The organism is Amycolatopsis sp. NPDC004747, assembly GCF_053601335.1.
The window spans coordinates 147,845-173,599 of record NZ_JBSGBQ010000012.1; the positions used below are offsets into that span (position 1 = coordinate 147,845).

Annotated in this window: 26 protein-coding genes; 16 read left to right on the forward strand and 10 right to left on the reverse strand. The window is 71.1% G+C overall.

What is annotated here, in order from left to right; genetic code table 11:
• The first annotated feature begins 126 nt into the window (after nt 1–126).
• Complete coding sequence (locus ACWEGE_RS21195; RefSeq protein ID WP_449662151.1) at nt 127–1,023, forward strand: universal stress protein; 897 nt, start codon at nt 127–129, stop codon at nt 1,021–1,023.
• A gap of 203 nt (nt 1,024–1,226) precedes the next feature.
• Here ACWEGE_RS21195 and ACWEGE_RS21200 read toward each other — a convergent pair whose 3' ends face one another.
• Nucleotides 1,227–2,666 carry an RICIN domain-containing protein gene (locus ACWEGE_RS21200; RefSeq protein ID WP_449662152.1) on the reverse strand — a complete coding sequence of 480 codons (1,440 nt, stop codon included), beginning with the start codon at nt 2,664–2,666 and terminating at the stop codon, nt 1,227–1,229.
• Nucleotides 2,667–3,013: 347 nt separating this feature from the next.
• On the opposite strand from ACWEGE_RS21200, the gene ACWEGE_RS21205 reads away from it, so the two are divergent.
• The 3 genes from ACWEGE_RS21205 to ACWEGE_RS21215 are packed head-to-tail and all read left to right on the forward strand — an operon-like array spanning nt 3,014 to nt 5,237.
• Nucleotides 3,014–3,436, forward strand: a complete 423-nt coding sequence (locus ACWEGE_RS21205) for a helix-turn-helix domain-containing protein (RefSeq protein WP_449662153.1) — start codon at nt 3,014–3,016, stop codon at nt 3,434–3,436.
• Nucleotides 3,433–3,993: a hypothetical protein gene (locus ACWEGE_RS21210; RefSeq protein WP_449662154.1), complete on the forward strand. Its 561-nt coding sequence runs from the start codon at nt 3,433–3,435 to the stop codon at nt 3,991–3,993. Before ACWEGE_RS21205 ends, ACWEGE_RS21210 begins: the two co-directional genes overlap by 4 nt.
• Nucleotides 3,990–5,237: an MAB_1171c family putative transporter gene (locus ACWEGE_RS21215; protein WP_449662155.1), complete on the forward strand. Its 1,248-nt coding sequence runs from the start codon at nt 3,990–3,992 to the stop codon at nt 5,235–5,237. The genes ACWEGE_RS21210 and ACWEGE_RS21215 overlap by 4 nt, the downstream gene beginning before the upstream one ends.
• Before the next feature lie 153 nt (nt 5,238–5,390).
• Here the strand turns inward: ACWEGE_RS21215 and ACWEGE_RS21220 are convergent, their stop codons facing one another.
• Nucleotides 5,391–6,260 (reverse strand): SDR family NAD(P)-dependent oxidoreductase, encoded by an 870-nt coding sequence (locus ACWEGE_RS21220; RefSeq protein WP_449662156.1) that lies wholly within the window; start codon nt 6,258–6,260, stop codon nt 5,391–5,393.
• 23 nt (nt 6,261–6,283) lie between these two features.
• The gene (locus ACWEGE_RS21225) at nt 6,284–7,027 is read right to left on the reverse strand and encodes an SDR family oxidoreductase (protein ID WP_449662157.1); all 744 of its coding nucleotides are present in this window, start codon (nt 7,025–7,027) and stop codon (nt 6,284–6,286) included.
• Nucleotides 7,028–7,195: 168 nt separating this feature from the next.
• Here ACWEGE_RS21225 and ACWEGE_RS21230 point away from each other — a divergent pair, with 168 nt between their 5' ends.
• The 7 genes from ACWEGE_RS21230 (at nt 7,196) to ACWEGE_RS21260 (ending at nt 11,978) form a co-directional block, all read left to right on the forward strand.
• Nucleotides 7,196–7,756, forward strand: coding sequence for a TetR/AcrR family transcriptional regulator (locus ACWEGE_RS21230; protein WP_449662158.1), 561 nt, complete (start codon nt 7,196–7,198; stop codon nt 7,754–7,756).
• An 84-nt stretch (nt 7,757–7,840) separates the two neighbouring features.
• Nucleotides 7,841–8,305 (forward strand): NUDIX hydrolase, encoded by a 465-nt coding sequence (locus ACWEGE_RS21235; protein ID WP_449662159.1) that lies wholly within the window; start codon nt 7,841–7,843, stop codon nt 8,303–8,305.
• Between the two features lie 96 nt (nt 8,306–8,401).
• Nucleotides 8,402–8,797: a DUF6153 family protein gene (locus ACWEGE_RS21240; protein WP_449662160.1), complete on the forward strand. Its 396-nt coding sequence runs from the start codon at nt 8,402–8,404 to the stop codon at nt 8,795–8,797.
• 63 nt (nt 8,798–8,860) lie between these two features.
• Nucleotides 8,861–9,460: a DUF305 domain-containing protein gene (locus ACWEGE_RS21245; protein WP_449662161.1), complete on the forward strand. Its 600-nt coding sequence runs from the start codon at nt 8,861–8,863 to the stop codon at nt 9,458–9,460.
• 134 nt (nt 9,461–9,594) lie between these two features.
• Nucleotides 9,595–10,644, forward strand: a complete 1,050-nt coding sequence (locus ACWEGE_RS21250) for an NlpC/P60 family protein (protein ID WP_449662162.1) — start codon at nt 9,595–9,597, stop codon at nt 10,642–10,644.
• Nucleotides 10,645–10,680: 36 nt separating this feature from the next.
• The gene (locus tag ACWEGE_RS21255; protein WP_449662163.1) at nt 10,681–11,043 is read left to right on the forward strand and encodes a BlaI/MecI/CopY family transcriptional regulator; all 363 of its coding nucleotides are present in this window, start codon (nt 10,681–10,683) and stop codon (nt 11,041–11,043) included.
• The gene (locus ACWEGE_RS21260; RefSeq protein ID WP_449662164.1) at nt 11,040–11,978 is read left to right on the forward strand and encodes a M56 family metallopeptidase; all 939 of its coding nucleotides are present in this window, start codon (nt 11,040–11,042) and stop codon (nt 11,976–11,978) included. Before ACWEGE_RS21255 ends, ACWEGE_RS21260 begins: the two co-directional genes overlap by 4 nt.
• Before the next feature lie 34 nt (nt 11,979–12,012).
• Here the strand turns inward: ACWEGE_RS21260 and ACWEGE_RS21265 are convergent, their stop codons facing one another.
• From ACWEGE_RS21265 to ACWEGE_RS21275, 3 genes are read right to left on the reverse strand one after another with little or no spacing between them, the layout of a single operon-like run.
• The gene (locus ACWEGE_RS21265; RefSeq protein ID WP_449662165.1) at nt 12,013–14,247 is read right to left on the reverse strand and encodes a heavy metal translocating P-type ATPase; all 2,235 of its coding nucleotides are present in this window, start codon (nt 14,245–14,247) and stop codon (nt 12,013–12,015) included.
• On the reverse strand, nt 14,244–15,146 hold the full coding sequence (locus ACWEGE_RS21270) for a hypothetical protein (RefSeq protein WP_449662166.1): 903 nt from the start codon (nt 15,144–15,146) through the stop codon (nt 14,244–14,246). Before ACWEGE_RS21270 ends, ACWEGE_RS21265 begins: the two co-directional genes overlap by 4 nt.
• Nucleotides 15,147–15,180: 34 nt before the next feature.
• Nucleotides 15,181–15,387, reverse strand: coding sequence for a heavy-metal-associated domain-containing protein (locus ACWEGE_RS21275; protein WP_449662167.1), 207 nt, complete (start codon nt 15,385–15,387; stop codon nt 15,181–15,183).
• 273 nt (nt 15,388–15,660) lie between these two features.
• Between ACWEGE_RS21275 and ACWEGE_RS21280 the strand changes: the two genes are divergently transcribed.
• The 3 genes from ACWEGE_RS21280 (at nt 15,661) to ACWEGE_RS21290 (ending at nt 17,618) form a co-directional block, all read left to right on the forward strand.
• Entirely contained in the window at nt 15,661–16,632 is a 972-nt protein-coding gene (locus ACWEGE_RS21280; protein ID WP_449662168.1) for a hypothetical protein, read from the forward strand.
• A gap of 10 nt (nt 16,633–16,642) precedes the next feature.
• The gene (locus ACWEGE_RS21285) at nt 16,643–17,317 is read left to right on the forward strand and encodes a glycerophosphodiester phosphodiesterase (RefSeq protein WP_449662169.1); all 675 of its coding nucleotides are present in this window, start codon (nt 16,643–16,645) and stop codon (nt 17,315–17,317) included.
• Nucleotides 17,318–17,447: 130 nt separating this feature from the next.
• The gene (locus tag ACWEGE_RS21290; protein WP_449662170.1) at nt 17,448–17,618 is read left to right on the forward strand and encodes a hypothetical protein; all 171 of its coding nucleotides are present in this window, start codon (nt 17,448–17,450) and stop codon (nt 17,616–17,618) included.
• Here ACWEGE_RS21290 and ACWEGE_RS21295 read toward each other — a convergent pair.
• From ACWEGE_RS21295 to ACWEGE_RS21305, 3 genes are all read right to left on the reverse strand, one after another.
• Nucleotides 17,597–20,668 carry a BTAD domain-containing putative transcriptional regulator gene (locus tag ACWEGE_RS21295; protein ID WP_449662171.1) on the reverse strand — a complete coding sequence of 1,024 codons (3,072 nt, stop codon included), beginning with the start codon at nt 20,666–20,668 and terminating at the stop codon, nt 17,597–17,599. The genes ACWEGE_RS21290 and ACWEGE_RS21295 overlap by 22 nt on opposite strands.
• Nucleotides 20,669–20,834: 166 nt before the next feature.
• Nucleotides 20,835–21,311: a hypothetical protein gene (locus ACWEGE_RS21300; RefSeq protein WP_449662172.1), complete on the reverse strand. Its 477-nt coding sequence runs from the start codon at nt 21,309–21,311 to the stop codon at nt 20,835–20,837.
• A 129-nt stretch (nt 21,312–21,440) separates the two neighbouring features.
• Nucleotides 21,441–21,890, reverse strand: coding sequence for a MarR family winged helix-turn-helix transcriptional regulator (locus ACWEGE_RS21305; RefSeq protein ID WP_449662173.1), 450 nt, complete (start codon nt 21,888–21,890; stop codon nt 21,441–21,443).
• Nucleotides 21,891–21,980: 90 nt separating this feature from the next.
• On the opposite strand from ACWEGE_RS21305, the gene ACWEGE_RS21310 reads away from it, so the two are divergent.
• A complete protein-coding gene (locus tag ACWEGE_RS21310) occupies nt 21,981–23,198 on the forward strand; it encodes an amidohydrolase family protein (protein ID WP_449662174.1) in 1,218 nt (405 codons plus the stop codon).
• A 70-nt stretch (nt 23,199–23,268) separates the two neighbouring features.
• Here the strand turns inward: ACWEGE_RS21310 and ACWEGE_RS21315 are convergent, their stop codons facing one another.
• Entirely contained in the window at nt 23,269–24,420 is a 1,152-nt protein-coding gene (locus ACWEGE_RS21315; protein WP_449662175.1) for a patatin-like phospholipase family protein, read from the reverse strand.
• A 236-nt stretch (nt 24,421–24,656) separates the two neighbouring features.
• On the opposite strand from ACWEGE_RS21315, the gene ACWEGE_RS21320 reads away from it, so the two are divergent.
• Complete coding sequence (locus tag ACWEGE_RS21320; protein ID WP_449662176.1) at nt 24,657–25,754, forward strand: ComEC/Rec2 family competence protein; 1,098 nt, start codon at nt 24,657–24,659, stop codon at nt 25,752–25,754.
• Nucleotide 25,755: the final 1 nt, after the last annotated feature.

Below are 25,755 nucleotides of genomic sequence, written 5' to 3' on the forward strand. Positions count from 1 at the left end.
CCGGCGCCACCGCGCGAGATAGGGCATCAGAGCACTCCGCCCAGGGCCTTTCGTCTCTCCCCACCGGGGCGGCACCGCAGCCAGCATGGTGCGGACGACCACCTGAGCAGGCCGAGGAGTGACGCGATGGCGGAACCGACCGAAACCCGGCCGATCGTGGTGGGCGTGGATGGCTCGGCGTCGGCCACCGAGGCCGTGCGGTGGGCCGCGCGGGAAGCCGTGCTGCGGCACCGGCCGCTGGTGATCGTGCACGTGTGCGCGCTGGTTCCGATCGCCGCGCCCTACGCGGCCGCGTTCGGTGGCTACAAGTCGGTGGTGGCCGAAGAAGGGTTGCGCCGGCTCGCCGCGGCCAAGGAGACGGCGACCGAAGCGGCACCAGCGGTGAAGGTGAGCACCGAACTCACCAACGGCTGGGCCGCCGAACACCTGATCGGCCGATCCGCCTTCGTCGACCTCGTCGTGCTCGGCTCACGGGGCCTGGGCGGGTTCACCGGCCTGCTCGCCGGCTCGGTCGCGGTGCAGGTGGCCGCCCACGGACACGGTCCCCTCGTCGTCGTCCGCAGCGATGGTCCCCGGACCCCACCGCGGCAGGACGGCCCGATCGTGGTCGGTATCGACGGCTCTCCGGCCGGCGAGGCGGCCATCCCGTTCGCCTTCCAAGCCGCCGACGCCCGCGGAGTCCCGCTCGTGGCCGTGCACACCTGGACAGATCAGGCGATCCCCATCGGCTGGCAGTCCACCCTCGCGACGGGCTGGAAGGCGATCCGCAAGGAACACCTGAAGCTGCTGGACGAGCGGCTTTCTCCGTTCCGGACACGATATCCCGAAGTGACGGTGCAACCGGACGTCGCGATGGACAGGCCGGCACCCACCTTGCTCGAGCACGCGCGCACCGCGCAACTCGCGGTGGTCGGAACCCGCGGCCGCGGTGGCTTCCGTGGCCTGCTGCTGGGTTCCACCAGCCAGGCCATGATCCAGCACGCGACCTGCCCGGTGGCCATCGTTCCTCCAGCCCGGCCATGACGCCGGACGAAACGGCGAGGTGAGGAAACTCGACAGCCAGTGGCGGGCAAGCCGCGACCACGATCGAGAACACTGTCCACCGGGGCGCCGATCCAATGTTCGCGCACGACGACAGCGAGATACCGAACCCGAAAGCCCGGCTCGTCGGCCTGGCGAACACCCCGCGCAGGTGAACAATCCCTGCGCGGGGTGCGCGGCAACCGTCAGGCCTTCACGAGGATCCATTTCTGGTAGTTGTCGTTCGCCTGCCAGGATGCCTGGATCACCGTGCCACCGTCATTCGGCGGCGCGGTCAGCCGCAGGTCGGAGTGCCTGAAGACGAGCTCGTAGTCGCCGGCAGGCTGCTTGATGATCCGCAGTGTCTGGTGGAAGTAATCCCGCGGACCTTCGTCCGGGTTCCGGCCCCAGCCACCGCAGTCGAACTGGTCGACCTCCATCCCGGAGTCCGTGCTGTGGCCCGGCACGTCGAGGCACTTCCAGCGGTCCGTGCCGGGGTCCTTGGAGTGCAACGGGGAGATCTCCCAGCCGCCTTGGTGGGCCCGCAGTTCGAACGTTTGGTTGGGCGTGCCGGTCGGCCTCCACGTGGTCAGCCGGGCGCCGTTGTCCAGCGAGGCGTTGTACACCGCCAGCTCGCCGCCGGTCGCCACGTTCACGATCTTGTAGTGGCCGCGGATGTACGGGAGATCCTCCCGGCCGTTGTCGCCGTAGGGCTCCGGCAACGGCTCGATGTAGCCTTCGCGCCAGTTCTGGTCGACCTGGTACTGCCGGCTCATGGAGTTCGGGTACAGGGTGTTTTCCCACTCCTCGGGCGGACATTCACCGCCTGATTTGCAGATGTCCCAGTCGTGCCGGACGAACGCCGTGAACACGTCGATCTTGGCGTCGATGTCCTGCTGCGGCAGGTTCGACGGCTCGTCGACGATCGAGTAGTCGCGGTAGTAACGGATCGGCGGGGCGCCCGCCCAGTCCTCCAGCGACCACCGGACCAGGCGAGCTGTCGCCATGTGGTCTTCGTGGTAGCCCGTCGTGCGGTGATCGGCAAGCGGGTCGCCTGCGTGGATCTCGTCCGGCCGGAAGTTCGCCACGATCCTGCGGAGGAAGTCGCCGAGCTCCCTGCGGGTGAAGGTCTGCGGTCCGTTCTCTTCGTTGTCCACAGTGGTGACCGGCTGGTCCAGCGCGTACAGCCACCACAGGCTGTTGCCCGGCGGGGTCGAGTTGTCGGGGATTCGCAGCTCCACAATGGACACGCGCTCGTTGAGCGTCCACTGGGTCGCTTCCTTCTGGTCGGCTTGGTAGTGCTGCGACGTCCAGCTGCCGGGATCCTCGCCGGCGGCCGTGGCGTACGCGTCGCGCACGCCCCGCTCCCGCTCTTGCATGTATTCGGTGTCGCTGATCGGCCTCGGTGGATTCCCCGGGTAGTTCGAGGCGATCAGGAAGAGGGTCTGGACGCACTTTCCCTCTTGGATGTCGTGGATCAGGTCCGGGCTCAGGAACAGCAGATCGTCGTCGTGGTGCGCGACGATGTTGAGGACCTTGCCCGCCGAGCAGTCGTCCTCGGCCAGCGCGGGCTGGGGCGCGAGGCCGGCCGCGACGGTCAGTGACGCCGCAACGGCCGCAGTGAACCAGGTACGTGGTTTTCGCAAGTTACTCCCCCGGATTCGGTGGGCAGCGGTGGCCCGCGCCCGTGCACGAACCGCCCGGCAGCGTCGCCGAGCGGAAATCGCAGGAACTGCCTGCTGGAACGAGGGGTGCACCTCATAGCCCGGACGCGCTCCCCCGTGTCCGGCGGCCTCCGGTCTCACCTCGGGCCCCAGGCTCCAGGATCGCTGCCGGGTGTTCGCTCGCGCGGACGACCGACAGCACCCCCTGGATCCCCCCGTGCGCCGGGCGGATCGGGCACCAGTGTGCGACCTCGTCCGGCGAGGTCCGACAATAGCGGGCGACCGGTCGGCATTGTCAAGTAAAGTTTACTGAACACGATGGGAGTCACATGGCCGAAGCGGAGAGGCACCACCGCACGCTCGCGGACGCCTTGACCACCCTGATCGCGAAGAAGTCAGCGCGAGACGGCCCGGATTCCGTTGCCGACCAGGTGATCGGCGAGCACATCGGCAAGTCGCGCACCACCGTCTGGAAGCTGCGCACCGGCCAGGAGCAGAACCCCAAGATCGAGACGCTGGAAGCGCTCGCGCGGTTCTTCGGCGTCAAGGTGAGCTACTTCCTCGACGACGAACGCGCCGCGGTGGCGGACGAGGAGCTCGACTCGCTGACCGCGGCACGCCGGCTCCGGGAAGCGGCGGAGCGCAATGGGGTGACGGGCATCAACGCGCGGCTCGGCAGCCTCTCCCCGGACAGCCTCCTCACCGTCGCCCGCCTCATCGAGCAGCTGGGCGCCGCCGAGGCGGAGGAGTGAGCGACCCGCTGCTCTCGGGCGAGACCGACCTGGCCACGCTGCGCCGCCTCGTCGACGAGGTGCTCGACGAACTCGTCTGGGACCCGCCGTTCGACCTGGACCGGCTGCTCGAGCAGATCTCCGCGCGCCGGGGCAAGCGGATCTCGCTGTACCCGGCGGCGCTGCCCCGCGACGGCGCGGGCGGGCTCGTCATCGAGCGGGCCGGCGACCTCGTGATCGTGTTCGACGAGACGCTGCCGCCGCTGCAGCAGGAGCACGTGATCATGCACGAAGCCGCTCACGTGCTGTTCGGCCACCACGGCACGTCGCTGACCGATCTCACCGGCGACGAGCTGACCGAGCTCGACCCCGGCGTGGTCGAGACGGCGCAGCGGTTCGCGCGCCGGGACGGGTATGCGGGCGTGGAGGAGAAGGTCGCCGAGATCGCCGCGGCCCTGATGTGGCTGCGGGCCGGCGCCGCGCGCAGCATGGTTCCGGCGCCGCACCGCTCGAAGGCCGTCGCGGAGGCGAACGCCCGGTTCGAAGCCGCGCTCATGAACCGGCGGCCGGGATCGTGACCGGCTTCGACCCCGCGGCCCTCGGCGATCCCACCGTCATCGCCGCGGCCATCGCCACCGCCTGCTCGATGTACCTGCTGCGGTCCGTGCTCCGCCGGCCGGAAAACCTCGCGCTGCGGGCCGCCTGGCTCGGCAGCCAGATCTTTGCCGTCAGCCTCTGCCTGGGCCTGCTCGTCTACGGACTCCACCTGCTGGTGCCGATCCCCGCCAGGCTGCGCTGGATCTCGATCGCCCAGCACGTGACCGCGATGACGGCCGCCTACCTCGGCTACAGCGCCTACGTGTTCATGGCGAACGAGCGCAACGCGGCGATCCGGCACGTCAAGCGGCACGGCTTGGCGCTGCTCGCCGTGCTCGCGCCGGCACTGACGGCGGCGATCGGTGCGCCGCCGGAGGACTTCTACGCCGGTCTCGTGGCGGACTACGCGAACAGCCCGGTCAGCGCCTGCTACCTCACGCTGTTCACGGCTTACGTCGCGGTGGCGGTGACCGGCGCCGGCACCATGTCCTGGCGATGGTCGCGGCTGGTCGACGAGCCGTGGATCCGCCGGGGACTGGTCATCGGCACGATCGGCTACGCCCTGGCCGGCGTGTACTGCGCCGTGCGCACGACGTTCATCGTCATGGCGGTCACGGGCGACCGGATCCCGGTCAAGGAAGGCGCCGTCACCGGGTGGCTCATCGCCGCGGCCCTGCCGTTCGTCCTGATCGGTGTCACGGTGCCCGGCTGGGGCCCGCGACTGGCCGCGGCCCTGCGGTGGTGGCGCCTGCACCGGGCCTTCCGCCGGCTCCACCCGCTCTGGTCGGAGCTCACCGCCGCCTGCCCGCACGTCCGGATGCCGCTGGGGCCGTCCCGGCTCGCGCGCCGATTCGGATCCGCGGTCGAGACCTGGTGGGACGACAAGTGGTCGCCGCACCCCCATGACCTGCCGTTGCGGCTGCACCTGCGGGTGGTGCAGATCTGGGACGCGCGCCGGGCGCTGCTCGGCCACTGCGACGTCGCCGACTACGACCGGGTGCTCGCCGACCCGCGGCACCGGCGCCGTCGCACGGACGTCAGGGCCGCGTACGCCGAAGGTGCCATGCTCCGCGCCGGACTGCGCAGGCACCGTGCGGGCGCGCCGGGGCGGCGGACCGCCCCGGCTCTCCCCGCCGGTGTGGAGACGGCCGATCTCGCCGCGAACGTGATCTGGTTGCAGCACGTCGCGAAAGGCCTCCGCGGGAAGACCGAACCGGCCACCTGAGCCCGGGCGTACCCGAGGAAATCGCCGGCATCGTCGTGTTCCCGGCCGGCGCGGCGGTCGCCCTCCGCCCGGCCACCCTCCCCGCCGAAGGCCCCGCCGGTGCGGCCTTCGAAGACCACACCCCACTCGCCTGGTGAGGCAGAGCCGACCTGGTTACCGCCGGGAACTCACCGGAGCGTCCTGGTCGAGGTTGCCGTGCGCCGCCACCGAAAGGTCCTGCCCGTCGGCCCAGGTCTTGAGGCGGTCGGCGTAGGCCTGCTGGATCAGCGGGTAGAACCCCTGTCCGAAAAGGACTCGAAGCGGCGGCTCGGCCATGTCGACGATCCTGAGGAGCGTCTGGGCCGCGGCGGCCGGGTCGCCGGATGGCTGCTTGTTCGTGAAGCCGGCCAGGCGCTCGCGGACGTCGTCGTACACCGGGTTCAGCTTGGCCAGGTGACCGTTGTCGAGCGGGTTCGGGTTCTTGCCGTCCCTGGTGGCGAAACCGGCGGGCTCGATGATGGTCACCTTGATGCCGAAGCCGGCAACCTCACCGGCGAGGGCCTCGTTCAGGGCTTCCACCGCCCACTTGGAGACGTGGTACGCCCCACCCAGCGGCACCGCGATGAGCCCGGCCGCCGAGGACAGCTGGACGATGTGCCCCGCGCCCTGCTCGCGCAGGTGGGGCAGCGCCGCCTGGATGACCCACAGCGCGCCGAACAGGTTGGTCTCCAGCTGGTCCCGCATCTCCCGCTCGGTCAGCTCCTCGATCGCGCCGACCTGGGCGTAACCGGCGTTGTTCACGACGACGTCCAACCGGCCGAAGTGTTCCTTGGCCCGCTGCACGCTCTCAAAGACCGCGGCCTTGTCGACCACGTCCATTTCGAGCGGGAGCACCGCGTCGCCGTACTTGGTGACCAGGTCCTCCAGGCTGCCGGCCGTTCGGGCGGTCGCGGCCACCTTGTCCCCGCGGGACAGGGCGGCCTCGACGAACTCGCGGCCGAGGCCGCGGGAAGAACCGGTGACGAACCAAACCTTGCTGCTCATGTCCTTCTCCTCAGTGGAAGTGGTTACCAGGCCACCGGGCCGAGGCGGTCGACGAAGGTTCCGGTCGGTCCGTCGGCGTCGAGCGTCGCGAGCTTGATGAACGGGTCGGTGCCCTCGGTGACCGTCAGCTGGCCCATGTGGTTGTTCATGTCCGTGGCGGCGAACTTGCGGTTGGCCACCTCGCCGGGCGTGACGGCGTTGAACTTGATGTCCGGGAACGCCTGGGCGTACCGGACGGTGAGCATGTTCAGTGCCGCCTTGGACGAGCTGTAGGCGAGCTCGTGCAGCTTCGAAGCGGTCTGGTCCGGGTCGGTCACGACGGCGAAGGAACCGACGCCGCTGGACACCATCACCACCCGCGGCTGGTCGGCCGCCTGCAGCAGGGGCAGGAACGCGTGCGTGACCCGGACCGGCCCGTACACGTTGGTGTCGTAGACGGAGTGGATCTCCTCGGCCGTGGCCTCCGCGGGGTGGACGGCCCCGCCCGGCGCGCCGGCGTTGTTGATCAGCACGTCCAGCCGGTCGGTGTGCTTTCCGACCAGCCGTACGGCGTCGGCGACCGACTCGTCCGAGGTCACGTCCAGCGGGACGAGGACCGCTTTCGCGCCACCGGCGGCCAGCTTCTCGACCGCCGCCTGTCCGCGACCTTCGTCGCGCGAGCCGAGGAAGACCGTCCAGCCCAGCTCGCCGAGCCTGCGGGCCGCCTCGAGACCGAGTCCCTTGTTGCCTCCGGTGATCAGCACCGTGGTCTGTTCCGTGTTCGTCATGCCCACCAGACACCGCCTTCCGCTCGGCTGTGACCACATGTGAACCAGTTCACAGTCACACACTTTCCCTCAATACGGCACGGCACGGTTCGTGCCGTTATGGGTCAGCGTGGCCGAGCGCGCGCCGGAAGTCAACACGGCACGTGCCGTTCCATTAGAGTGGTGGCCATGAGCCGTGCCGAGGAGCGGACCGAAACGATCATGCGGGCCACGCTGGACCTCGCCCAGGAGATCGGCTACGCCAAGCTGAGCATCGAGGGGGTGGCGGCCCGCGCCGGCGTCGGCAAGCACACGGTCTACCGCCGCTGGCCCTCGAAGGGCCTGTTGTTCCTCGATTCGCTCCTGACGCGGAACGAGCCCGTCCTGGACTACCCCGGCACCGGCGACGTCCTGTCCGACCTGCGCCGGCAGACCCAGGCGGTGGTCGACCTGCTGGGCACCCCGCCGTGGGGCCCGCTCTACCAGGCCTTGGTGGGCGAGGCGCAGCACGATCCCGCGGTCGCCGCCGCCCTCAACGAGCGCTTCATCCGCCCGCAGACGGAACGGACCACCGCCCGGCTCAGGGAGGCCCAGGAGCAGGGTCAGCTCTCCCCCGGCTTCGACCTCGACCTGGGCATGGCGATCCTGTCGGGTCCGCTGTACTTCAAGTTCCTGATCACCCAGGAGCCCGTGACCCACGACTACGTCGACCGCGTGTTCCGGGCTCTGTTCGCGGGCATGGGGCCTTGACGCCGAGAACCGCCTACCTCGACCGCCGTCGACGCCGTGTGCCCTTGGACCGAGGGCGTTCCGATCTCAAGCAAGTGGGAAGCCATGGCTGAACTCCCGATCCGTGACCGTGCCGGCAACGCCTTGGTCGGCTTTCGTTTCGTGGCGGAAGCGGAGCTGGGACGTCTGGCCGTGCCGGCGTCGCTGGTCGTCGCCGTCCACACGGAAGCCGTCCTGATGGTGTTCGACAGCCGGCGGAGGCAGTGGGAGCTGCCGGGAGGGATCCGGGAGACGGGCGAGAGCCCGCGCGAGACCGCAGTGCGGGAGTTGACCGAGGAGACCGGCATCCACGACGTGGACCTGTCGTTCGCCGTCATGGCCGAGTTCGATCTCACGAAGCCGCAGCGTCGGGAACTCCTGGCCGTGTACCGGGTTCGCCTCGAGGACATGCCCCGGCTGACCGTCAACGACGAAGTGCTGGACTTCCGCTGGTGGCCGCCGTCGGAGCCGGTGAGCGAGGACATGAGCCCGCTGGACGCGCAGATCGCCAGGCGCGTGGTCCGACCGTAAACCTTTTCAGGGCAGTCACTACGACGTCGACTACTCCGCTTAGTACCAAGGCCGCCCGCTTCCCCGCGATCGGCGAGCGTTGAGTACCGTAGGGGCATGGCAGCGCCCCGGCTCGGCAAGGTGCAGCGGATTCTCCTGCTGTGCGCGCTCGCGCTGTGCGTTGTCGCCATGCACCACGTCAGCATGGCGATGAATCCCGAGGGCGCCTCCGTGATGGCGGCTGCGCCGATGGCCGAGACGGCCGTCGTCGATGCAGGCTTCGGCGAGCAGCACCCCGGCATGCCGGACGGCGGTGGCCACAACCTCCTCCACCTCTGCTTGGCCGTCGTCTCGGCCGTGGTGGCGCTCTTCCTTGCGCTCGCGGCACTCGGCCGGTTGCGGGCGGCGGAGTTCGCCGCCCCGGCGGGTCCTCGTGGCTCCCTGTATCCCGAGCGGCCACCCGACAGACGCGGGCGGCTGATCCTCACTTCTCTCTGCGTTCTGCGGACCTGACCGGCCGCGTTTCTCTCGGTCCTCACGGTTTTCCGGCAGCAAACTCACAGAGAAGGATTCGTCATGCCCAAAAACCTGCTCGTCGGCGGCATTGCCGTCGTCTCCGCGCTCGTCCTGAGCGCGTGCAGCAGCAGCGACCAGCCGTCCATGCCGGGGATGAGCTCGAGCTCGTCCGCGCCGGCCCCGAACCGGGAGGCAGCCGGGCACAACGCCGACGACGTCGCGTTCGCCCAGCAGATGGTTCCGCACCACAGCCAGGCTCTCGACATGGCGAAGCTGGTGCCCTCCCGCAGCACCAACCCCAAGGTCGTCGACCTGGCGAGCCGGATCGAGCAGGCCCAGGACCCGGAGATCCGGCAGATGCAGGGCTGGCTGACCGCCTGGGGCGCTCCCGCGGCCTCGTCGATGCCGGGCATGGACCACGGTTCGATGCCCGGCATGATGTCCGACGCCGACGTGCAGAAGCTCGGGCAGGCCAAGGGCGCCGCGTTCGACAAGATGTGGCTCGGCATGATGATCGAGCACCACCAGGGCGCGATCGACATGGCCAAGACCGAGCTCACCAAGGGCGGCAACGCCGACGCCAAGGCACTGGCCCAGAAGATCATCGACGCCCAGCAGGCGGAGATCACCGAAATGCAGGGGCTGCTCTCGCAAAGCTGATTCCGGACAGGTGAGGGACACCCCGGGTGAACCCGGGGTGTCCCTCACGGACCTTCACAGCATGCTGACAACTATCCGGATAGTACTAAGCACGTTAGTGGACCGGATCCCCCGCGACAGGAGAGTCAGCACCCGTGACACCGCACCGGCGATCCCGGCGACACCCGCTCGTCGCCACCACCGCGCTGCTGTTCATCGGCTGGGGAACGCTCCCCGCGAGCGCGCAGCCGGCACCGCCGCCCGGCCAGGACCCGATGCAGCGCTACCAGGAGCTGGGCGCGCAAGCCGCCAAGGCCGACGAAGACCTGCTGAGCGCGCAGGACCAGCTGAAGGCTCGGCAGGCCGACCGCGACCGGGCGAACGCGGACGTGACCGGGGCCGCCGACGACCTCGGCCGGGCACAGGCGGCCATCGCGCGGTTCCGCCCGCAGGTCGGCACCATCGCGCTGGCCGCGCTCGACGGCGGGCAGCTCAACGACGCCGCGATGCTGCTGGACAGCGGCAACCGCCAGGAGTTCCTCGACCGCGCGTCGGCGTTGTCGATGCTGGCCGATCAGAAGACCGTCGTGCTCGGCGGCCTGCGCGATGCCGTGCACCGGGCCGAGAACGCGAAGACGGCCGCGGCGAACGCGCAGAAGACGGCCCAGCTGGCCGCCGACGACGCGGCCGCGGCGCTGGAGGAGGTCCGCAAGCGCCAGGAGAACTTGCACGGACAGATCGCCGAAGTGCGCACGGCGCTGGGCAAACTGCCGTCGGCCGACCGCAGGAGGCTCGGCACGGTCCAGGACAACGGCTCCTACCTCGGCCCGCCCGGAGCGGCGAACGACGCGCTGCAGGCCGCGCTGTCCAAGCGCGGCTCGGAGTACGAATGGGGCGCCACCGGGCCGGACGAGTTCGACTGCTCCGGGTTGACGTCCTGGGCGTACCAGCAGGCCGGCATCACCATCCCGCGCACCAGCCGCCGGCAGTTCACCGCGGGCAAAGCCGTGCCGCTCACCCAGCTCGTCCCGGGCGACCTGTTGTTCTACGACGACGGGACCGGCAACGCGGGTGCGATCCACCACGTCGCGATGTACGTCGGCGACGGCAAGATGGTCGACGCCCCCACCGAAGGGCAGCTGGTCGACGTGCGTCCCCAGCGCGGTGACGGCCACCTGCTGGGCGCCCGGCGCATCGTCGGGTGATCCCGGCGGCGAAGTATCCTTCTGCGCGGAGGTGCCATGCTGAAGTTGGGTGAGCTCGAGGCGTCGGTCATGGACGTGCTCTGGAGCGCGACGGAACCGATGCGGGTCCGCGAGGTGCTCGACGAGCTCAACCGGCACCGCGACCTGGCCTACACCACGGTGATGACGGTGCTGGACAACCTGCACCGCAAGGGCTGGGTCGTCCGCGAGATGGAGAACCGCGCCTACCGCTACACCGCGGTCACCTCCCGCGAGGAGGCCACCGCGCAGACGCTGCGGGAGCTGCTCGACTCCGGTGGCGACCGAGAGTCGGTGCTGCTGCACTTCGTGCGGTCGGCGTCGGAGGAGGAGTCGGACTTCCTCCGCAAGGCGTTGCGCCGGAAGCCGCGCAAGCGGTGATCACCGCCGCGGCGCTCCTGCTCGGGGTCCTGGTGGTCGGCTGGTGGTCACCGCGGCCGCTGGGCAGGTTCTCCGCCCTGGTGAGCCCCGGCACCGCGCTCGCCTGGTGGCTGCTGACCGCGGCCGGGCTCGTCGCCGGCACCGCCGGCGGTGTTCTGCTGCTGGCCCTGCCCGGGCACGGGCCCGCCGCGGCGATCATGGCCGTGCTGCACGACTGCTGGTCGGCGGTCGGTCACGACGGGCTGCCCGAGCTCGACCCGATCGTCGGCGGCGGGGCGGCCGTCGTCGCGGTGGCTGTCGCCGGCCGGCTGGCACTGGCCTGGGCGGGACGTCGGCGGCGGCGCAACGTCCTGCACCGCCGTCACCTCGCCGCGCTGCGGCTGTCCGGCTCGGCCGACGGGCGGCCGATCCCGACGCTGTGGCTGCCGCACGACGAGCCGGTCGCCTACAGCCTCGGCGGCCGCCGGGCCCTGATCGTCGCCAGCGAGGGCCTGGCCGGGCGGTTGTCCGACCGCGAACTGCAGGCCGTCCTCGCGCACGAGCGCGCGCACGTCCGCGGGCACCACCACGTGCTCACCGCCTGCGCCGAGGTCCTGGGCCGGACGCTGGGGTTCGTCCCGCTGATGCGGGAACTCCCCGGCGCGGTCCGCCTCCTGGTCGAGCTGGCGGCCGACCGGACGGCGGCCGCGCAGTGCGGCCGCGAACCGCTGCGTTCGGCGCTGCTGGCCATCCGCGCGGGCGACGGCCCCCGGCGGGCGCTGGCGATGGCGGGCGGCGACACCGCGATCCGGCTGCAGCGGCTCGCCGCCGGCGACGCCGGGCACCGGCTCACCGCCGGCACGAAAGCGGTCATCGGCGGGCTGGTGGCCCTCGTGGCGCCGCCGGCCGTCGCGGTGGTCCTGATGGCCGGCGCCGGCCTGGTCTCCTGCCCGTGAGGGCCGCCCGCCGGACGGCCCTCACGGGGGCCGGTCAGTTCGCCGCGCGGAAGCCGCGCAGGCGGAGGCTGTTGCTGACCACGAACACCGAGCTGAACGCCATCGCCGCCCCCGCGATCATCGGGTTCAGCAGGCCCGCCGCGGCCAGCGGCAACGCCGCGACGTTGTAGGCGAACGCCCAGAACAGGTTGCCCTTGATCGTCCGCAACGTCCGCCGCGACAGCCGGATCGCGTCCACCGCCGCCCGCAGGTCGCCGCGCACCAGGGTCAGGTCCGCGGCCTCGATCGCCACGTCCGTGCCGGTCCCCATCGCCAGCCCAAGGTCGGCCTGAGCCAGCGCGGCCGCGTCGTTGACGCCGTCGCCGACCATCGCCACGACCTTGCCCTCGTCCTGCAGCCGCCGGACGACGTCGACCTTGTCCTTCGGCAGCACCTCGGCGACCACCCGCTCGATCCCGACCTCGGCGGCCACCGCCTTCGCCACGGCCTCGTTGTCCCCGGTCAGCAGCACCGGGGTCAGCCCGAGCGCCCGCAGCTGCGCGATCGCCTCCGCGGACGTCGGCTTCACCGTGTCCGCCACGACCAGGACCGCGCGGGCCCGCCCGTCCCAGCCGACCGCGACCGCCGTCCGGCCGAGCTGCTCGGCTTCGGCCTTGGCCGAGGCCAGCTCGGCGGGCAGGGACAGGCTCCACTCCGCCAGCAACGCCGTCCGGCCGACGAGCACCGCCACGCCGTCCACGACGCCCTGGACACCGAGCCCTTCGACGTTCGTGAAGTCCTCGACGTCGGGCAGGTCGCCGACCTCGTCCCGGGCGCCGCCGGCGATCGCCTGGGCGATCGGGTGCTCGGAAGCGTTTTCCAGCGCCCCGGCCAGCCGCAGCACCTCGCCCGCCTCGACCCCGTCCGCGGGGTGCACCTCGACCAGCGCCATCCGGCCGGTGGTGACCGTGCCGGTCTTGTCCAGCACCACGGTGTCCACCCGGCGGGTCGACTCCAGCACCTCCGGGCCCTTGATCAGGACGCCCAGCTGCGCGCCCCGCCCGGTGCCGACCAGCAACGCGGTCGGCGTGGCCAGCCCGAGCGCGCAGGGGCAGGCGATGATCAGCACCGCCACCGCCGCGGTGAACGCCGCCGACGCCGTGCCACCCGCCCCGAGCCAGAACGCCAGCGTGCCCACCGCCAGCGCGATCACGATCGGGACGAACACCGCCGACACCCGGTCGGCCAGCCGCTGGACCTGCGCTTTCCCGGTCTGCGCGTCCTCGACCAGCTTCGCCATCTGCGCGAGCTGCGTGTCCGACCCGATCCGGGTCGCCCGCACGACCAGCCGGCCACCCGCGTTGACGGTCGCGCCGGCCACCGGGTCACCCGGGCCGACCTCGACCGGCACGCTTTCCCCGGTGAGCATGCTCGCGTCGACCGCCGAGCCGCCGTCCTCGATCACGCCGTCGGTGGCGATCTTTTCCCCCGGCCGCACGACGAACCGGTCCCCCACCTGCAGCGCCTCGACCGGAATCCGCTCCTCGCGGCCGTTCCGCACCACGGCGACGTCCTTCGCACCCAGCTCGAGCAGCGCCCGCAGCGCGGCGCCGGCACGGCGCTTGGAGCGGGCCTCGAAGTAGCGGCCGGCCAGGATGAACGTCGTGACACCCGCGGCGACCTCGAGGTAGATGTTGCCGTCGCCGGCCATCCGCTCGATGGTCAGCTCGAACGGGTGCTTCATCCCCGGCACGCCCGCGGTGCCGAACAGCAGCGCGTACAGCGACCACAGGAACGCCGCCAGCGTGCCGAGTGAGATCAGCGTGTCCATCGTCGCCGCGCCGTGGCGCAGGTTCGCCCACGCGGCGCGGTGGAACGGCCACGCACCCCACACCAGGACCGGTGCGGCGAGCGTCAGCGAGATCCACTGCCAGTACGTGAACTGCAGCGCCGGCACCATCGCCAGCAGCACCACCGGCAGCGACAGCAGCGCCGACACGATCAGCCGCTGCCGCAACGCCCGGGTCGGGTCGTCCTCCGCCGTCTCGGGCGTTTCGGGCTTCGGGGTGGGCAGCGTGGCGCCGTAGCCCGCGGCCTCGACCTGCTCGACCAGCCGCTGCGGCTCGACATCGCCGGAATAGACGACCTTCGCCTTCTCCGTGGCGTAGTTGACCGTCGCGGTGACGCCGTCCAGCTTGTTCAGCTTCCGCTCGATCCGCATCGCGCACGACGCGCACGTCATCCCCGTGATCGCCAGCTCGACCTCGCCCGTGGCCGCCTCGGTGCTCATGCCCCCGCCCTCTCTCGCGTGCCGACGGTGAACTCGGCCGTGCGGACGACCCCGGCGTGCCGGAAGTCCAGGAACAGCCGGTAGGTGCCCGCCGAAGGGACCTCGACGTGGAACGTCACCGCGGGACCCGCGGGGGTCTTGCCGTCGCCGGGCTCACCGTCGGGGTGGACGTGCAGGTAGCCGAGGTCACCGCCGCGCAACGCCACCAGGTGGCCGTACGCGCCGAGGTAGGGCTGCAGGTCGGTGACCGGCCGGCCGTCCTCGGTGACCGTCACGGTCACCTTCGACATGCTGCCGGGCAGCAGATCGCCGTCGAGCCGAACCCGATAGCCGTCCACAATGGACGTCTTCGCCGGGGCGGGGTCCACCGGCCGGAACTCGCCCGGCACGACCAGGTCCACGCCCAGCGTCATCGCTTCCGCGCCGGTCGGTTTGAAGTCGGCGAAAGCCCGGTAGCTGCCCGCGTCCGAGACCGGCAGCGGCACGCTCCACGTGCCGTCGGCGGCGAGTTCCGGGTGCACGTGCCGGAAGCCGGTGGTGTCCCGCCGGACGACGATCAGGTGCAGCCGCTTCTCGTGCTCGACGTCGAAGCGGGTCACCGGGTGGCCGTCCGGGCCGGTGATGCGGAAGGTGAACGGCGTCTGCGTCCCGGGGATGAGCGTCGTGCTGGTGGGCGTGAGGGTGTAGCCGCCCCTGGACGACGCGAGCCCGCCGGGCTCATCGGTCTTCGCGGCCTCCGCGACGGTGCCGCCGTGGGTGTCCCCGTGCCCGGTGTCCTCGCCACCGGGCACCCCAGCCGCGCTGGAGAGGGGACCGACAGCGGTGCCGCTCGCCCAGGCGCCACCGGCGACCAGGACGAGCGCCGCACCGTAGGCGGAAAGCTTCGCTGCTGTGTTCATGTGCCTGTCCTCGCAGGGGAGGAGCTGCCGCGGCTCAGGCGGTCAGCTCGTAGCCGGCTTCCTTGACGGCGCCGCGCACGTCCGCGACGTCGAGCTCCGTGCTGCTGCGCACGGTCACCTTCCCGGTGGGCAGGTCCACGACGACGCCGGTGACGCCGTCGATCCCGCCGATCTCCTCGGTGACCGAACGCACGCAGTGCTCGCAGGTCATGCCGGCCACGGTGTAGGTCTGTTCGCTCATGCCTCCTTTATACCCTAGGGGGGTAGGGTAGCCGCAAGGTACACCGGCCAACTACGTTCCATAGTAGTTCGGCCGGTCCGCCGCAGCACCGACGAGTACCCGCAGAGCATCCGAAATCGATCCGGCGGCTTTCTCGCCGATTCACCGGAGCACTACGCCCGAACGAGCTACATCTGCATGACAAAGGGGTGACCGGCGCGAATGCGGCGACCGGGGCGGGTCCTCCTGCTAAGCTCGGCGGCCGATCCACTCGCGCAGGGAGGGACATTTCGCGTGTTGTTCCCCACCCTGGCGAGTGTCTCGGCGCTCGACGCGGGCAGCTGGACCGACGTCCTCGGTGCCGCGATCACCCTCCTCCTGGCCGCCAGCGGGGTCGTCGTCTGGATCTTTTCGAAGCGGGCCCGTGCCCGGTCCGCGCTCCGCCGGCTCGGCGTCGAGGTGTCCGACGCGTCGCTGGCCCGATGCGTCGCCGACGACGACCGGAAAGCCGTCCGGTTGCTGCTGCGTGCCGGCGTTCGCGCCGACGCCCGTCTCAACGGCCGCACTCCGCTGCAGGCGGCCGTCGACGCCGGCAACGAGCAGCTGACCGGCCTGATCGTCGAGCACCTGCCCGGTGCGGCGATCGTCGGCGAACTGCTGCGCCGCCACACCGCGGAACCCGCTTCCGCGTCGCGACCGGCGTCGGTCGTCCTCACCGGGGTGCACGAGGTCCTCGAGCACCTCCAGCGGCTGATCGCGACGGACGTGGCGCCGGCGGAGCGGACGGAAGTGCTCAACCTCGGCCTGGATCTGGAAGTGGTGCAGACCTTCCTGCTCTACCGGCTGATCTTCCAGAAGAACCTGCAGAACCTCGACTACCGCGGCATGCTGATCAACGGCAATTCCGAGCACATCCGCCCGATCGTCGACGGCGGCAGCTCGATCCACACCGGAACCGCCGCCGCGGTCGTGGAGAAGATCGGCAACCAGGTCGCCGAGAACGCCGGTTTCCTCCAGCGCAGCAACATTTCCATCGAAATCAGGTCCTACGACCTGCCTCCGGTGCTCCACGGCTTCCTGGTCGACGACCGGCACCTGTACCTCGGCTTCACCGAGTTCGCGCAGGGCAAGCTCCACGGCGGCGAGTTCGGTTACCTTTACCTGGACGGCAAGCACACCGACCCCATGACCGCCCACCTGTTCCGGGTGTACCGCTCGTGGTTCGAACACCTCTGGAAGCACGGCACCCCGCTGTGCTCATCCTGAAAGGACGGGAATGCTGGTCATCGGTCATCGCGGGGCTGCCGGGCACGCACCCGAGAACACCCTGGTGTCGGTGGAGAAGGCCATCGGGCTCGGCATCGACATGGTCGAGATCGACGTCCAGCCCACGCGCGACGGCCGGCTCGTCGTGTTCCACGACAAGCTCCTCGACCGCGTCACCGGCCAAACGGGTTACCTCTGGGACCTCGACTACGAGGACCTCCGCGCGCACGTCCGGGTCGGCGGCGAACCGGTCCCGCTGCTGGCCGAGGTGTGCGAGCTCCTGCGCGGCACCGAAGTCCGGCTGATGGCCGAGGTTCTGGTGCCGGGAACCGTCGAAGCCACGCTCAAGACCATCTCGGAGAGCCTCCCGGACGAGCAGTGCGCGATCGCCTCGTTCCACCACGACGTCGTCCGCGAAGCCGCCACCGGGCACCCGGGCCTGGAGACGATCGCGCTCGTCGAAGCGGCGCCGATCGACCCGATCGGGATGGCGCGCGCGGCCCGTGCCCGCTGCGTGGGTCTCGGGTTCGAATCGATCCGCGCCGAGCAGGTCACCGCGCTGCAGGAGGCGGCGATCCGGGTCTACGCCTGGACGGTCAACGACCCGCGGGAGATCGAGCGCGCCACCCGGCTCGGCGTCGACGGCATCATCACCGACCACCCCGAACGCGTCCCGCGGCCGTAGCGGCGCGCGCGGCGGAAACCCCCGCCGGCCGGTTCGGTCCCGGGGCGACCGGGACCGGCTGCGGTTCAATGTTTCCTCAATCCCGGACGGCGATGCTGGGCTTCGTTCATCGACCAACGGGAGGTACGTCATGAAGTTCGGCAAAGCGACGGCCAGGCGGGTGCTGGTCGCCGCGGTCGCGGTGCTCGCCTTCGTCGCGGGGAACGCCGTTGTGTCCGGGACGGTCACGTCGTCGGCGGGTTCGGGGCCGGTGCCGGTCGGGTCGCCCACGCCGACCCATCACGGGCGCGGGGCTTCCTGACGGATCCGGGACAACCACAGCCGGCCGCCGGTGGAGGCGAAGGCTTCGGCCGCGCGGCCGGCGTGCGCGGCGGCCGAAGCCGCGTCGCCGCGGAGCCGGTGGACGTCGGCGAGCACGGCTTCGGCGTATCCGGCCATCAGCCGGTATCCCGCCTCCTCGGCGCGGGAAACCGCGCGTGCGGCGTGGCCGGCGGCGACCTCCGGGCGGCCGAGGGCCAGCATCGCGTCCGCGAGTCCGGTCAGCGCTTCGACTTCGGCGCGGCGGTCGCCGGTCGTGCCGCTCAGTTCGAGCGCGTGCTCGTGGTGTTCGACCGCTTCGGTGTGCCGGGCGAGCCGGTGGCTGATCGAGCCGAGGACGTTCAGCGCGCTCGCCTCGATCCGGCGGCCGCCGATCCGCCGCGCCAGCTCGACCGCCTCGCGGCCGCGCTCGCGGGCGTCGGCCGGTCTTCCGGCCTCACGCAGCACGGCCGCGATACCGACCAGCGCGTTCGCCACGTCCGCCTCGTCGCCGATCTCCCTGGCCAGTGCCAGCGCTTCGGTCAGGTCGGCCAGTGCCTGGTCCGGCAGCCCCAGGTCGTGCCGGACACCGCCCAGGTTGACCAGCGTGTTGGCCTTGGCGACCGGTGATTCGTGCAGGTCGAGGGCCTCGGCGAGGTGGGCCTGCGCCTCGGCCAGCGCGCCTTGCTCCCAGTCGAGGTTGCCCAGGTTGCTCAAGGTCACCGCGCGGCGCCCCTTCTCCTGGTGCAGCTCCAGCGCGCTGGTGTAGTTCTCGCGGGTCAGCGCGAGTTCACCCCGTTCGAGGTGGACGCTGGCCAGGTTGCCCAGGATGGTCCCCTGCCCGTCGGCCCACCCGGCGCGCCGGGCGTGTTCGAGTGCCCGCGCGTAGTTCGCCATCGCGTCGGCGTGCTGCCCGACGCTCCAGTGCACGTCGGCGAGGCTGAGCCGGGCCGCGGCCTGGGCCCGCTGGTCTTCGTCCGCGCGCGCGGCGGCCAGCGCGGCGCGGGCGGCGGCCAGCCAGTCGCCGGCGCACCGGCGCAGCCAGAAGTAGCCGCGCAGCGTGTCCGCCAGCTGCCACGCCACGCGCCGCGGGCCGTGGCTCGCGGTGTGCTCGATCAGGGCGACGAGACCCGCCCGTTCGCCGTCCAGCCAGGCCAGCGCGTCGCCGTGGCCGGTGAAGACCTCGCGCCCGGGCCCGCAGCCGGGCAGCCGGAGCATGTGCGGGTAGAGCACGGCCGCCGCCGACCCGGTGGCTTCCAGCGCGGCCGCGATCAGCCGGTCCAGCGCGGCCGCGTGGTCCTCGTCGGTCCGGGCCAGTTCGGCGGCGAACAGCTTGAGCAGGTCGTGGCACCGGTACCGGCCGGCGCCCGCGGTTTCGACCAGGTGCGCGGCCGACAGCGTCTCGAGCGCGTGGGTGGCCACCTCGGCCGAGCCGGGCAGGAGCACGGCAACGGACGCCGCGGTGAAGTCCGGCCCGGGGATCAGCCCGATCCGGCGGAACGCCAGCCGCGCGCCGGGTTCGAGTGCGGCGTAGGACAGTTCGAAGGCGGTCCGGACGGCTGCCTCCCGGTCCCCGTCGATCTGCAGCGCGTCCAGCCGGTTCCCGGCCCGCAGTTCGCCGGCGTGCTCGGCGATCGGCCGGAGCGGGTGGTTCGCGAGGTTGGCGGCGGAGATCCGCAGCGCCAGCGGCAGGTGGGTGCACAGCCGGGCGAGGTCGGCCGCGGCTTCCGGTTCCCGGGCCACGCGCTGCGCGCCGAGGAGCCTGCTCAGCAGTTCGACGGCGGTCCGCGGGTCGAGGACGTCGAGGGCGAGCCGCCGCGCGCCGTCCTTGGCGACCAGCCCGCCGAGCCGGTTGCGGCTGGTGATCACCACGGTGCAGCCGGGGTTGCCGGGCAGCAGCGGACGCACCTGGTCGGGTCCCCGTGCGTCGTCCAGCACGATGAGCACCCGGCTCTCGGCGAGCATGCTGCGGTACAGCGCGGCGGCTTCGTCGACGTCCAGCGGCAGCCGGTCGGGCGGAACGCCCAAGGCCCGCAGGAACTGCGCGAGGGCGCCGAAGGCCGAAAGCGGCGAGCCGGGCGCGTGGCCGCGCAGGTTCACGAACAGCTGGCCGTCGGGAAACCGGCCGGCCACCCGTCTTGCCCAGCGGACGGCCAGCGCCGTCTTGCCGACGCCCGCGGCGCCGTCGATGGTGACCACCGGCGTGGCCCCGGCCGCGTCGAGCAGCGCCAGTTCGCTGTCCCGGCCGGTGAAGTCCGCGGTGACCGCGGGGAGCTGCCGCGGCACCGGGCGGGGAGCCGGTGGCCGTGGCGGCGGTGCCGCCGTCAGTGCGGGGTCGTTGCCGAGGATCTGCCGTTGCAGCGCCTGGGATTCCGGGCTCGGGTCGAGGCCCAGCTCGTCGCTGAGCAGCGCTCGCGTTCTCGAGTAGGCGGCCAGTGCGTCGGCCTGCCGGCCGCAGCGGTACAGCGCGGTGACGAGCTGGCGGGTCACGCGCTCGTCGAGCGGGTGCGCGGCGGCCAGGTCGTGCAGTTCGGCCAGCAGGTCGGCGTGCCCGCCGCGGCCGAGCAGGATGTCGTTGCGCCGCAAGAGCGCTTCGAGCCGTTCGGCCTCCAGCGTCGCGCGCGTGTTGACCAGCCAGTCGCTGGTCGTGTCGGCGAACGCCTGGCCACGCCAGAGGTTCAGCGCTTCGGTCAGGAGTCCGGGGTCCTGGGCGGCCCGCCCGCGCGTGACGAGGTCGCGAAACCGGTGCAGGTCGACCAGCATCGGATCGGCGGACAACGAGTACCCGCCGGGACGGCGGTCCAGGGACGTCCCGGCGTCCGAAATCACCGTGCGGAGCCTGGTGATGTACCCGGAGAGCACGTTGCGGGCCCGGTTGGGCGGGTGCTCGCCCCACACCCGGTCGATCAGCTGCTCGGTCGGCACCGTCCGGTTGACCTCGGTCAGCAGCACCGCCAGCACGCAGCGCTGCCGCGGGTGCCCGGTCGGCACCACCCGGCCGGCGACGACGAATTCGACGGGCCCGAGCACCCGGAACTCCATCGACACCCCCACCCGACTCCGCCCGGCTGTGTGCCTCCGGAGTATTCCGCGGCCGGCGCGGGGAGGGAAGCGGCCTGCCGTGCCCGCGGAGCGGGCCCTCGTCCGGACGACCCCCACGTGCGCCCGGACGAGGGCGGGCTCCCCGGTCGCGGTGGTCGTCACCGCGACCGGAGACCGGTCACCAGCAGAACGCGGTGGTGTACTTGATCACGAGCTTGGACCCGTTCGGGGCCGGGGCCAGGCCGACGAACAGGCAGCGGCCGTTGGGGGCGCTCAGGTTGCCGAGGAACTGGGCGGCCTGGGCGCAGTACGGCTTCAGCGCACCGTTGAACAGGCCCTCGCAGTACTTCCGCACCGTCTGGAGCGGCTGGTTCACCACGGCCTTCCAGAGGGCCTGGGTTTCCGCGGGGCTGAGTTCCACCCCGCAGGCGTCGTCGACGCACGACGGGTGGACCATCGGCCGGGCCGCCTGCCCCGCGACCAGCCGGGTGAACTCGGTGGCCTGCCGCGGAGTCAGCACCGCTTCCGCCGAAGCGGCTCCGGGCGGTGCCTGGGCGGCGGAAGCCGTCCCGGCCGCACCCACGATCAGGCTCCACCCCGCCAGCAGTGCCAGTACCGCCCTCCCGGCTCTCGCCGCGAGATCGCTGTTGCGCATTTCGTCTCCTCTGTTCGGGACCGGAAATCCCGGCGCCCCCTGGTGTTCGCCGGACGGAACGACTGTCGCCGGTGGGGGTTGAGGAGACTTTGGGAAAACGTTGCGGCCGCGGGTCCCGGGAAGCCGGCCCTACTCGCCGCCGGAGCGCCGGCGGCGAGCCCAGGCCGCGGCGTCGGCCGTGTAGCGGACGAGGAACCGCGCGAACTGCACACGGTCCTCCGGCCGCCATTCCGCGGTGATGTCTTCGAACGCCGCGCGTTGCTCCGCCGCGAACCGGGTTCGCTCGGCCTCTCCGCGCTCGGTGAGTTCCAGCACGGTCCGCCGGCCGTCGGCCTGGGACGCCGCGCGGCGCAGCAGGCCCTCGGCGATGCAGGCCGCGACCGTCCGGCTGGCCACGGGCTGCGCGACGCCCATCTCCGCCGCGAGCCCCCCGACGGTCAGCTCGCCCGGAGCGTCGGCGACCACGTTCAGCACCAGGTTGCGGGACATGTCCCGGCCGGAGGCCGGGGTGCGCCGGCGCAGGCGGGACAGGGCCGGGCCGATCTGGTCCAGCAGCGGGTCTTCGGCGGGACTGCTCACCCTCCGGATCGTAGTACTCCCGGCATTTGCATACCATCTGTAAATTACATAGCATTAGGTATGCAACCGCGAAAGGAAAGCGAGGCCGCCATGGCCACCACTGCCATCACCGGCGCCCGGGTCTTCGACGGGGAGAAGCCGCTGGGCGTCCTGACCGTCGTCCTCGACGGCCGGACGATCCGCCAGGTCGGCGGCGAAGCACCGGACGGCGCCGAGGTCGTCGACGGCCGGGGCGCGACCCTGCTGCCCGGGTTGATCGACGCGCACGTCCACTCCAGCCCGGACTCCGCGGCACTGGCCCTGCGGTTCGGCGTCACCACGGAGCTGGAGATGCAGGGCATGAACACCCGCGAAAACCGGGCGCACATCACCGAAGACGACACCGTCGCCGACCTCCGGTCGGCCGGCTTCGCCATCACCCCGCCCGGCGGCCACCCCAGCGAACTGATGCCGCCGGGCTTCCGGCCGGCCGGCGACCTGCCGCCGGTCAGGCCGCTGATGCCGTTCTCCACCACTCCGGAGGAAGCCGCCGCTTACGTCCCCCAGCTGCTGGCCAGAGGCTCCGACTACATCAAGTTCATGATCGACGACGGCAGCGTCGAAGGGCATCCCGGGCTGCCGATGCTCGACCAGGCCACGATCAACGCCGGCGTCGCCGAAGCCAAGAAGCACGGCGCCCTCACCGTCGCGCACACCCTGACCCTCGAAGCCACCCGGATGGCCGTCGAAGCCGGCATCGACGGGCTCGTCCACGTGTTCATGGACCGGCCGCACACCACGGAAATCGTGGACCTGATCGCCGAGGCGGGCATGTTCGTCGTCCCGTGCATCGGCCTCGACGCGTCGATGATGGGCATCACCGGCAGCGACCTCGCCGACGATCCCCGGGTCGCCCGCCGGCTGGACGGCAAGTGGGACAAAACCCTGCGGTCCAGCTACGACCGCTACCCGCAGGGAAAGCTCGAAGACGTCTTGGCAACCGTGCGGGCACTGGCCACCGCGGGCGTGGACGTCTTGGCGGGCACCGACGCGTCCATGCCGGAGACCTTCTTCGGCGGACTGGCCCACGGCGCGAGCCTGCACCGGGAACTGCGCTACCTCGTGGCCGCCGGCCTGACCCCACCTCAGGCCCTGAGCGCGGCCACCGCGACCGCGGCACGCCGCTTCGGCCTCGGCGACCGCGGCCGCGTCGCCGAGGGACTCCGCGCCGACCTCCTCCTCGTCGACGGCGACCCGACGACCGACGTCGACGACACGCTCAACACACGCGCGATCTGGCGGCGGGGCGCCCGGCTCGAGCCATCGTGAGCCGGCCGGAGCGGGACCTCACCAGGCCGGCACCCCGAGTGAGACCGCCCCGCGAAGCCGTCTCGCGGGCTTACTCCTGGAGCCGAGGTGCGGCTATCTCCTTCGGGTCCGGCATGCAGCCGGGGTGGTAGAGCGACAGCGTCGCGCCGATGAGCCACCATCCCCGGTAGACGAGTGCGCGGCAGAGAGCCGGTTCCATCCGGTCGAACACGGTCGGTACGCACGACAGGTCTCTACCCTGATACGTCCGGTACTCGGGATGCACCTGCCGCCACCGCGACAAGGCGTCCGGACCGTCGTCCGCGACGTCGGTGGCCAGCCCGGCGAGCACCCCGCGGCGGGCACCGATCGGAACGGGCTCGCCGTCGGGAACCCGGCTTCCGCGCCGGAACAAATCCACCATGTGACGGGTCCGCAAGGTCGTGCTCTGGCGGTAGAGCAGCGAATTCGCCCTCGCCAGGTCACGCAGGACCGGGATCTTCCCGTAGGAACCCGGTCGCAGCAGACCGCCGGCGTTCATCGTCACCAGGAACGCCTGCCGGTAGCCCTCACCATCGATGGCCTCGAGGCCGGTGTTGTCGTACACGCCGCCGTCGACCAGCGCCGGCGCCTCGGTGGCGCAGGGGAACGACAGCTCCTTCAGCACCAGCGGAGCGAACGCACCGGGCACCGCCGCCGAAGCGGCGACCGCCTGGCTCAGCAGCAACCCGCTGTCCGCGGTCGGGACCAACCCGGTCGTGTAGTCGCCGACCACGTCGCGTTCGAAGGAGAACCGGACACCGGTGACCAGGTTCGCCGCGCTGAATATCCAGCGGACCTCGGCATCGAGGCTCTCCAGCGTGGTGCCGTGGAAGAACCACTCGTCGAAACGCCGAGACAGCAGGTCCGTGCGGGTGTCCGGCCCGATGGTGCGCCAGAGTCCCCGAATCAGGGAAGCCTTCAGCGATTGCCGCGAAATCCGTAGGACAACGGGATCGATGACCAGTTCGTCGTACGCCTCGCTCCTGAACTGATGGGCGCGTAAATCGCGCCAAAACCGGGCTGTGACCGCATTGGTGATCGATCCGCCGGAAACCGACGACAGGTACCGCAATTGGCCGAGCTTGCCGATGTCCGCAAGGAGTCGCAGAGCCCCGAGCCCGGCGAGCGTGGCCCTGAAGCCACCGCCGGACAACGTTACCGCGATCGGGTGATCCGCCGGTGCGGGACGGGCGGGCCGCAATGAATCGCCACACGGTGCAGGCTTGAGCCCCGTGCCAATGGCGGGTGAATCAACGATCCACCGGGGTGGCGCAGAGGGTGAACTCGCCGGATCTGGCATGCGATCAACCCACAATCAAGATCTTCCGGACCACGACCTTCACGTGCTTTACGCCTAATATCGCAATCGGGTCTCGAACCGTAACACGATGGCCGACCGAAGCTACCTAACCGATGAGCGCAACAGGGGAGGTTTCGATGTCCGGCGAGGTCAGCTCAATCTCCGTCGAGCTGTTGCCCGCGAGACACGGCGACTGCGTCCTCGTGTCCTGGGGGCGAGGTGAACACGTTCATCGAGCCCTGATCGACGCCGGTCCCGCCGCGGCGTATGACGACATAGCGGCGAGCCTGCGGACCAGGGGCATCCGGTCGCTCGACCTGCTGGTGCTCACCCATGTCGACGCGGACCACGTCGAAGGCACGATTCTGCTCGTCAACGACAAAAAGCTCGGGCTCGAAATCGGCCAGCTCTGGTTCAACGGTGCTCCGCAGCTGGCCGAAGGCGAGCTGGCCCCGGTGCACGGCGAAATCCTCGGTGCCATCATCAGCGAGCGGGGCTTGCCGTGGAACACGGCCTTCGGCGGCGCGGCCGTGGCCGCACCGGCCACGGGCACGTTACCAAGACTGACAATGTGTTGCGCCCTCTCCCTGACGGTGGTCGCCCCGGACCGGCAAACTCTTCGGATGCTTCGCAACCGCTGGCAGCAGGCTTGTCATGACGCGGGGATCGACGTCGGTTCCGAGGAAGACGCGTTGGCCGCCCTCGCGGCACGCGCCAGGCTCCGGCCGAAGGACAGCTACCTCGGCCGGACGCCGGCACCGGACATAGCTGCTCTCGCCCGGCGCCGCGCCGGCGCGGACACGAAGATCCCGAACGCCAGCAGCATCGTCTTGCTGGCCGAGTTCGGCGACCGGCGGGTGTTGCTGACCGGCGATTCCACCCCGAACGTGCTGCTGGCTGGACTACGCCGCCTGCTCGAAGAACGCGGCACCGAAATCCTGCCGCTGACGGCGTTCAAGCTGCCCCACCACGGCAGCGCGAACAACGTGTCGAAAGAGATCATCCGGCTGGCTCCGGCACAGCACTACCTGTTCTCCAGCAACGGCAGTTATTTCCGCCATCCGGACGACACCGCGGTCGCCACGGTGATCAATTACGCACCGGACGGCGCCGAATTGGTGTTCAACTACGCCAACCCCCGGACGCTGCAATGGCGAGACGGTCAGAACGGCGACTTCGACTACCGGGTGCGCTACCCCGACGAAGACGGCTCCGTGCGATTGGTTTGGACGTGAC

What these genes read in the sequence shown, in the direction of transcription:
- ACWEGE_RS21195 (WP_449662151.1), top strand. Translation starts at nt 127, where the DNA reads ATGGCGGAACCGACCGAAACCCGGCCGATCGTGGTGGGCGTGGATGGC.
- ACWEGE_RS21205 (WP_449662153.1), top strand. Translation starts at nt 3,014, where the DNA reads ATGGCCGAAGCGGAGAGGCACCACCGCACGCTCGCGGACGCCTTGACC.
- ACWEGE_RS21220 (WP_449662156.1), bottom strand. Translation starts at nt 6,260, where the DNA reads ATGAGCAGCAAGGTTTGGTTCGTCACCGGTTCTTCCCGCGGCCTCGGC.
- ACWEGE_RS21225 (WP_449662157.1), bottom strand. Translation starts at nt 7,027, where the DNA reads ATGACGAACACGGAACAGACCACGGTGCTGATCACCGGAGGCAACAAG.
- ACWEGE_RS21230 (WP_449662158.1), top strand. Translation starts at nt 7,196, where the DNA reads ATGAGCCGTGCCGAGGAGCGGACCGAAACGATCATGCGGGCCACGCTG.
- ACWEGE_RS21235 (WP_449662159.1), top strand. Translation starts at nt 7,841, where the DNA reads ATGGCTGAACTCCCGATCCGTGACCGTGCCGGCAACGCCTTGGTCGGC.
- ACWEGE_RS21240 (WP_449662160.1), top strand. Translation starts at nt 8,402, where the DNA reads ATGGCAGCGCCCCGGCTCGGCAAGGTGCAGCGGATTCTCCTGCTGTGC.
- ACWEGE_RS21245 (WP_449662161.1), top strand. Translation starts at nt 8,861, where the DNA reads ATGCCCAAAAACCTGCTCGTCGGCGGCATTGCCGTCGTCTCCGCGCTC.
- ACWEGE_RS21255 (WP_449662163.1), top strand. Translation starts at nt 10,681, where the DNA reads ATGCTGAAGTTGGGTGAGCTCGAGGCGTCGGTCATGGACGTGCTCTGG.
- ACWEGE_RS21265 (WP_449662165.1), bottom strand. Translation starts at nt 14,247, where the DNA reads ATGAGCACCGAGGCGGCCACGGGCGAGGTCGAGCTGGCGATCACGGGG.
- ACWEGE_RS21270 (WP_449662166.1), bottom strand. Translation starts at nt 15,146, where the DNA reads ATGAACACAGCAGCGAAGCTTTCCGCCTACGGTGCGGCGCTCGTCCTG.
- ACWEGE_RS21275 (WP_449662167.1), bottom strand. Translation starts at nt 15,387, where the DNA reads ATGAGCGAACAGACCTACACCGTGGCCGGCATGACCTGCGAGCACTGC.
- ACWEGE_RS21285 (WP_449662169.1), top strand. Translation starts at nt 16,643, where the DNA reads ATGCTGGTCATCGGTCATCGCGGGGCTGCCGGGCACGCACCCGAGAAC.
- ACWEGE_RS21290 (WP_449662170.1), top strand. Translation starts at nt 17,448, where the DNA reads ATGAAGTTCGGCAAAGCGACGGCCAGGCGGGTGCTGGTCGCCGCGGTC.
- ACWEGE_RS21300 (WP_449662172.1), bottom strand. Translation starts at nt 21,311, where the DNA reads ATGCGCAACAGCGATCTCGCGGCGAGAGCCGGGAGGGCGGTACTGGCA.
- ACWEGE_RS21310 (WP_449662174.1), top strand. Translation starts at nt 21,981, where the DNA reads ATGGCCACCACTGCCATCACCGGCGCCCGGGTCTTCGACGGGGAGAAG.
- ACWEGE_RS21320 (WP_449662176.1), top strand. Translation starts at nt 24,657, where the DNA reads ATGTCCGGCGAGGTCAGCTCAATCTCCGTCGAGCTGTTGCCCGCGAGA.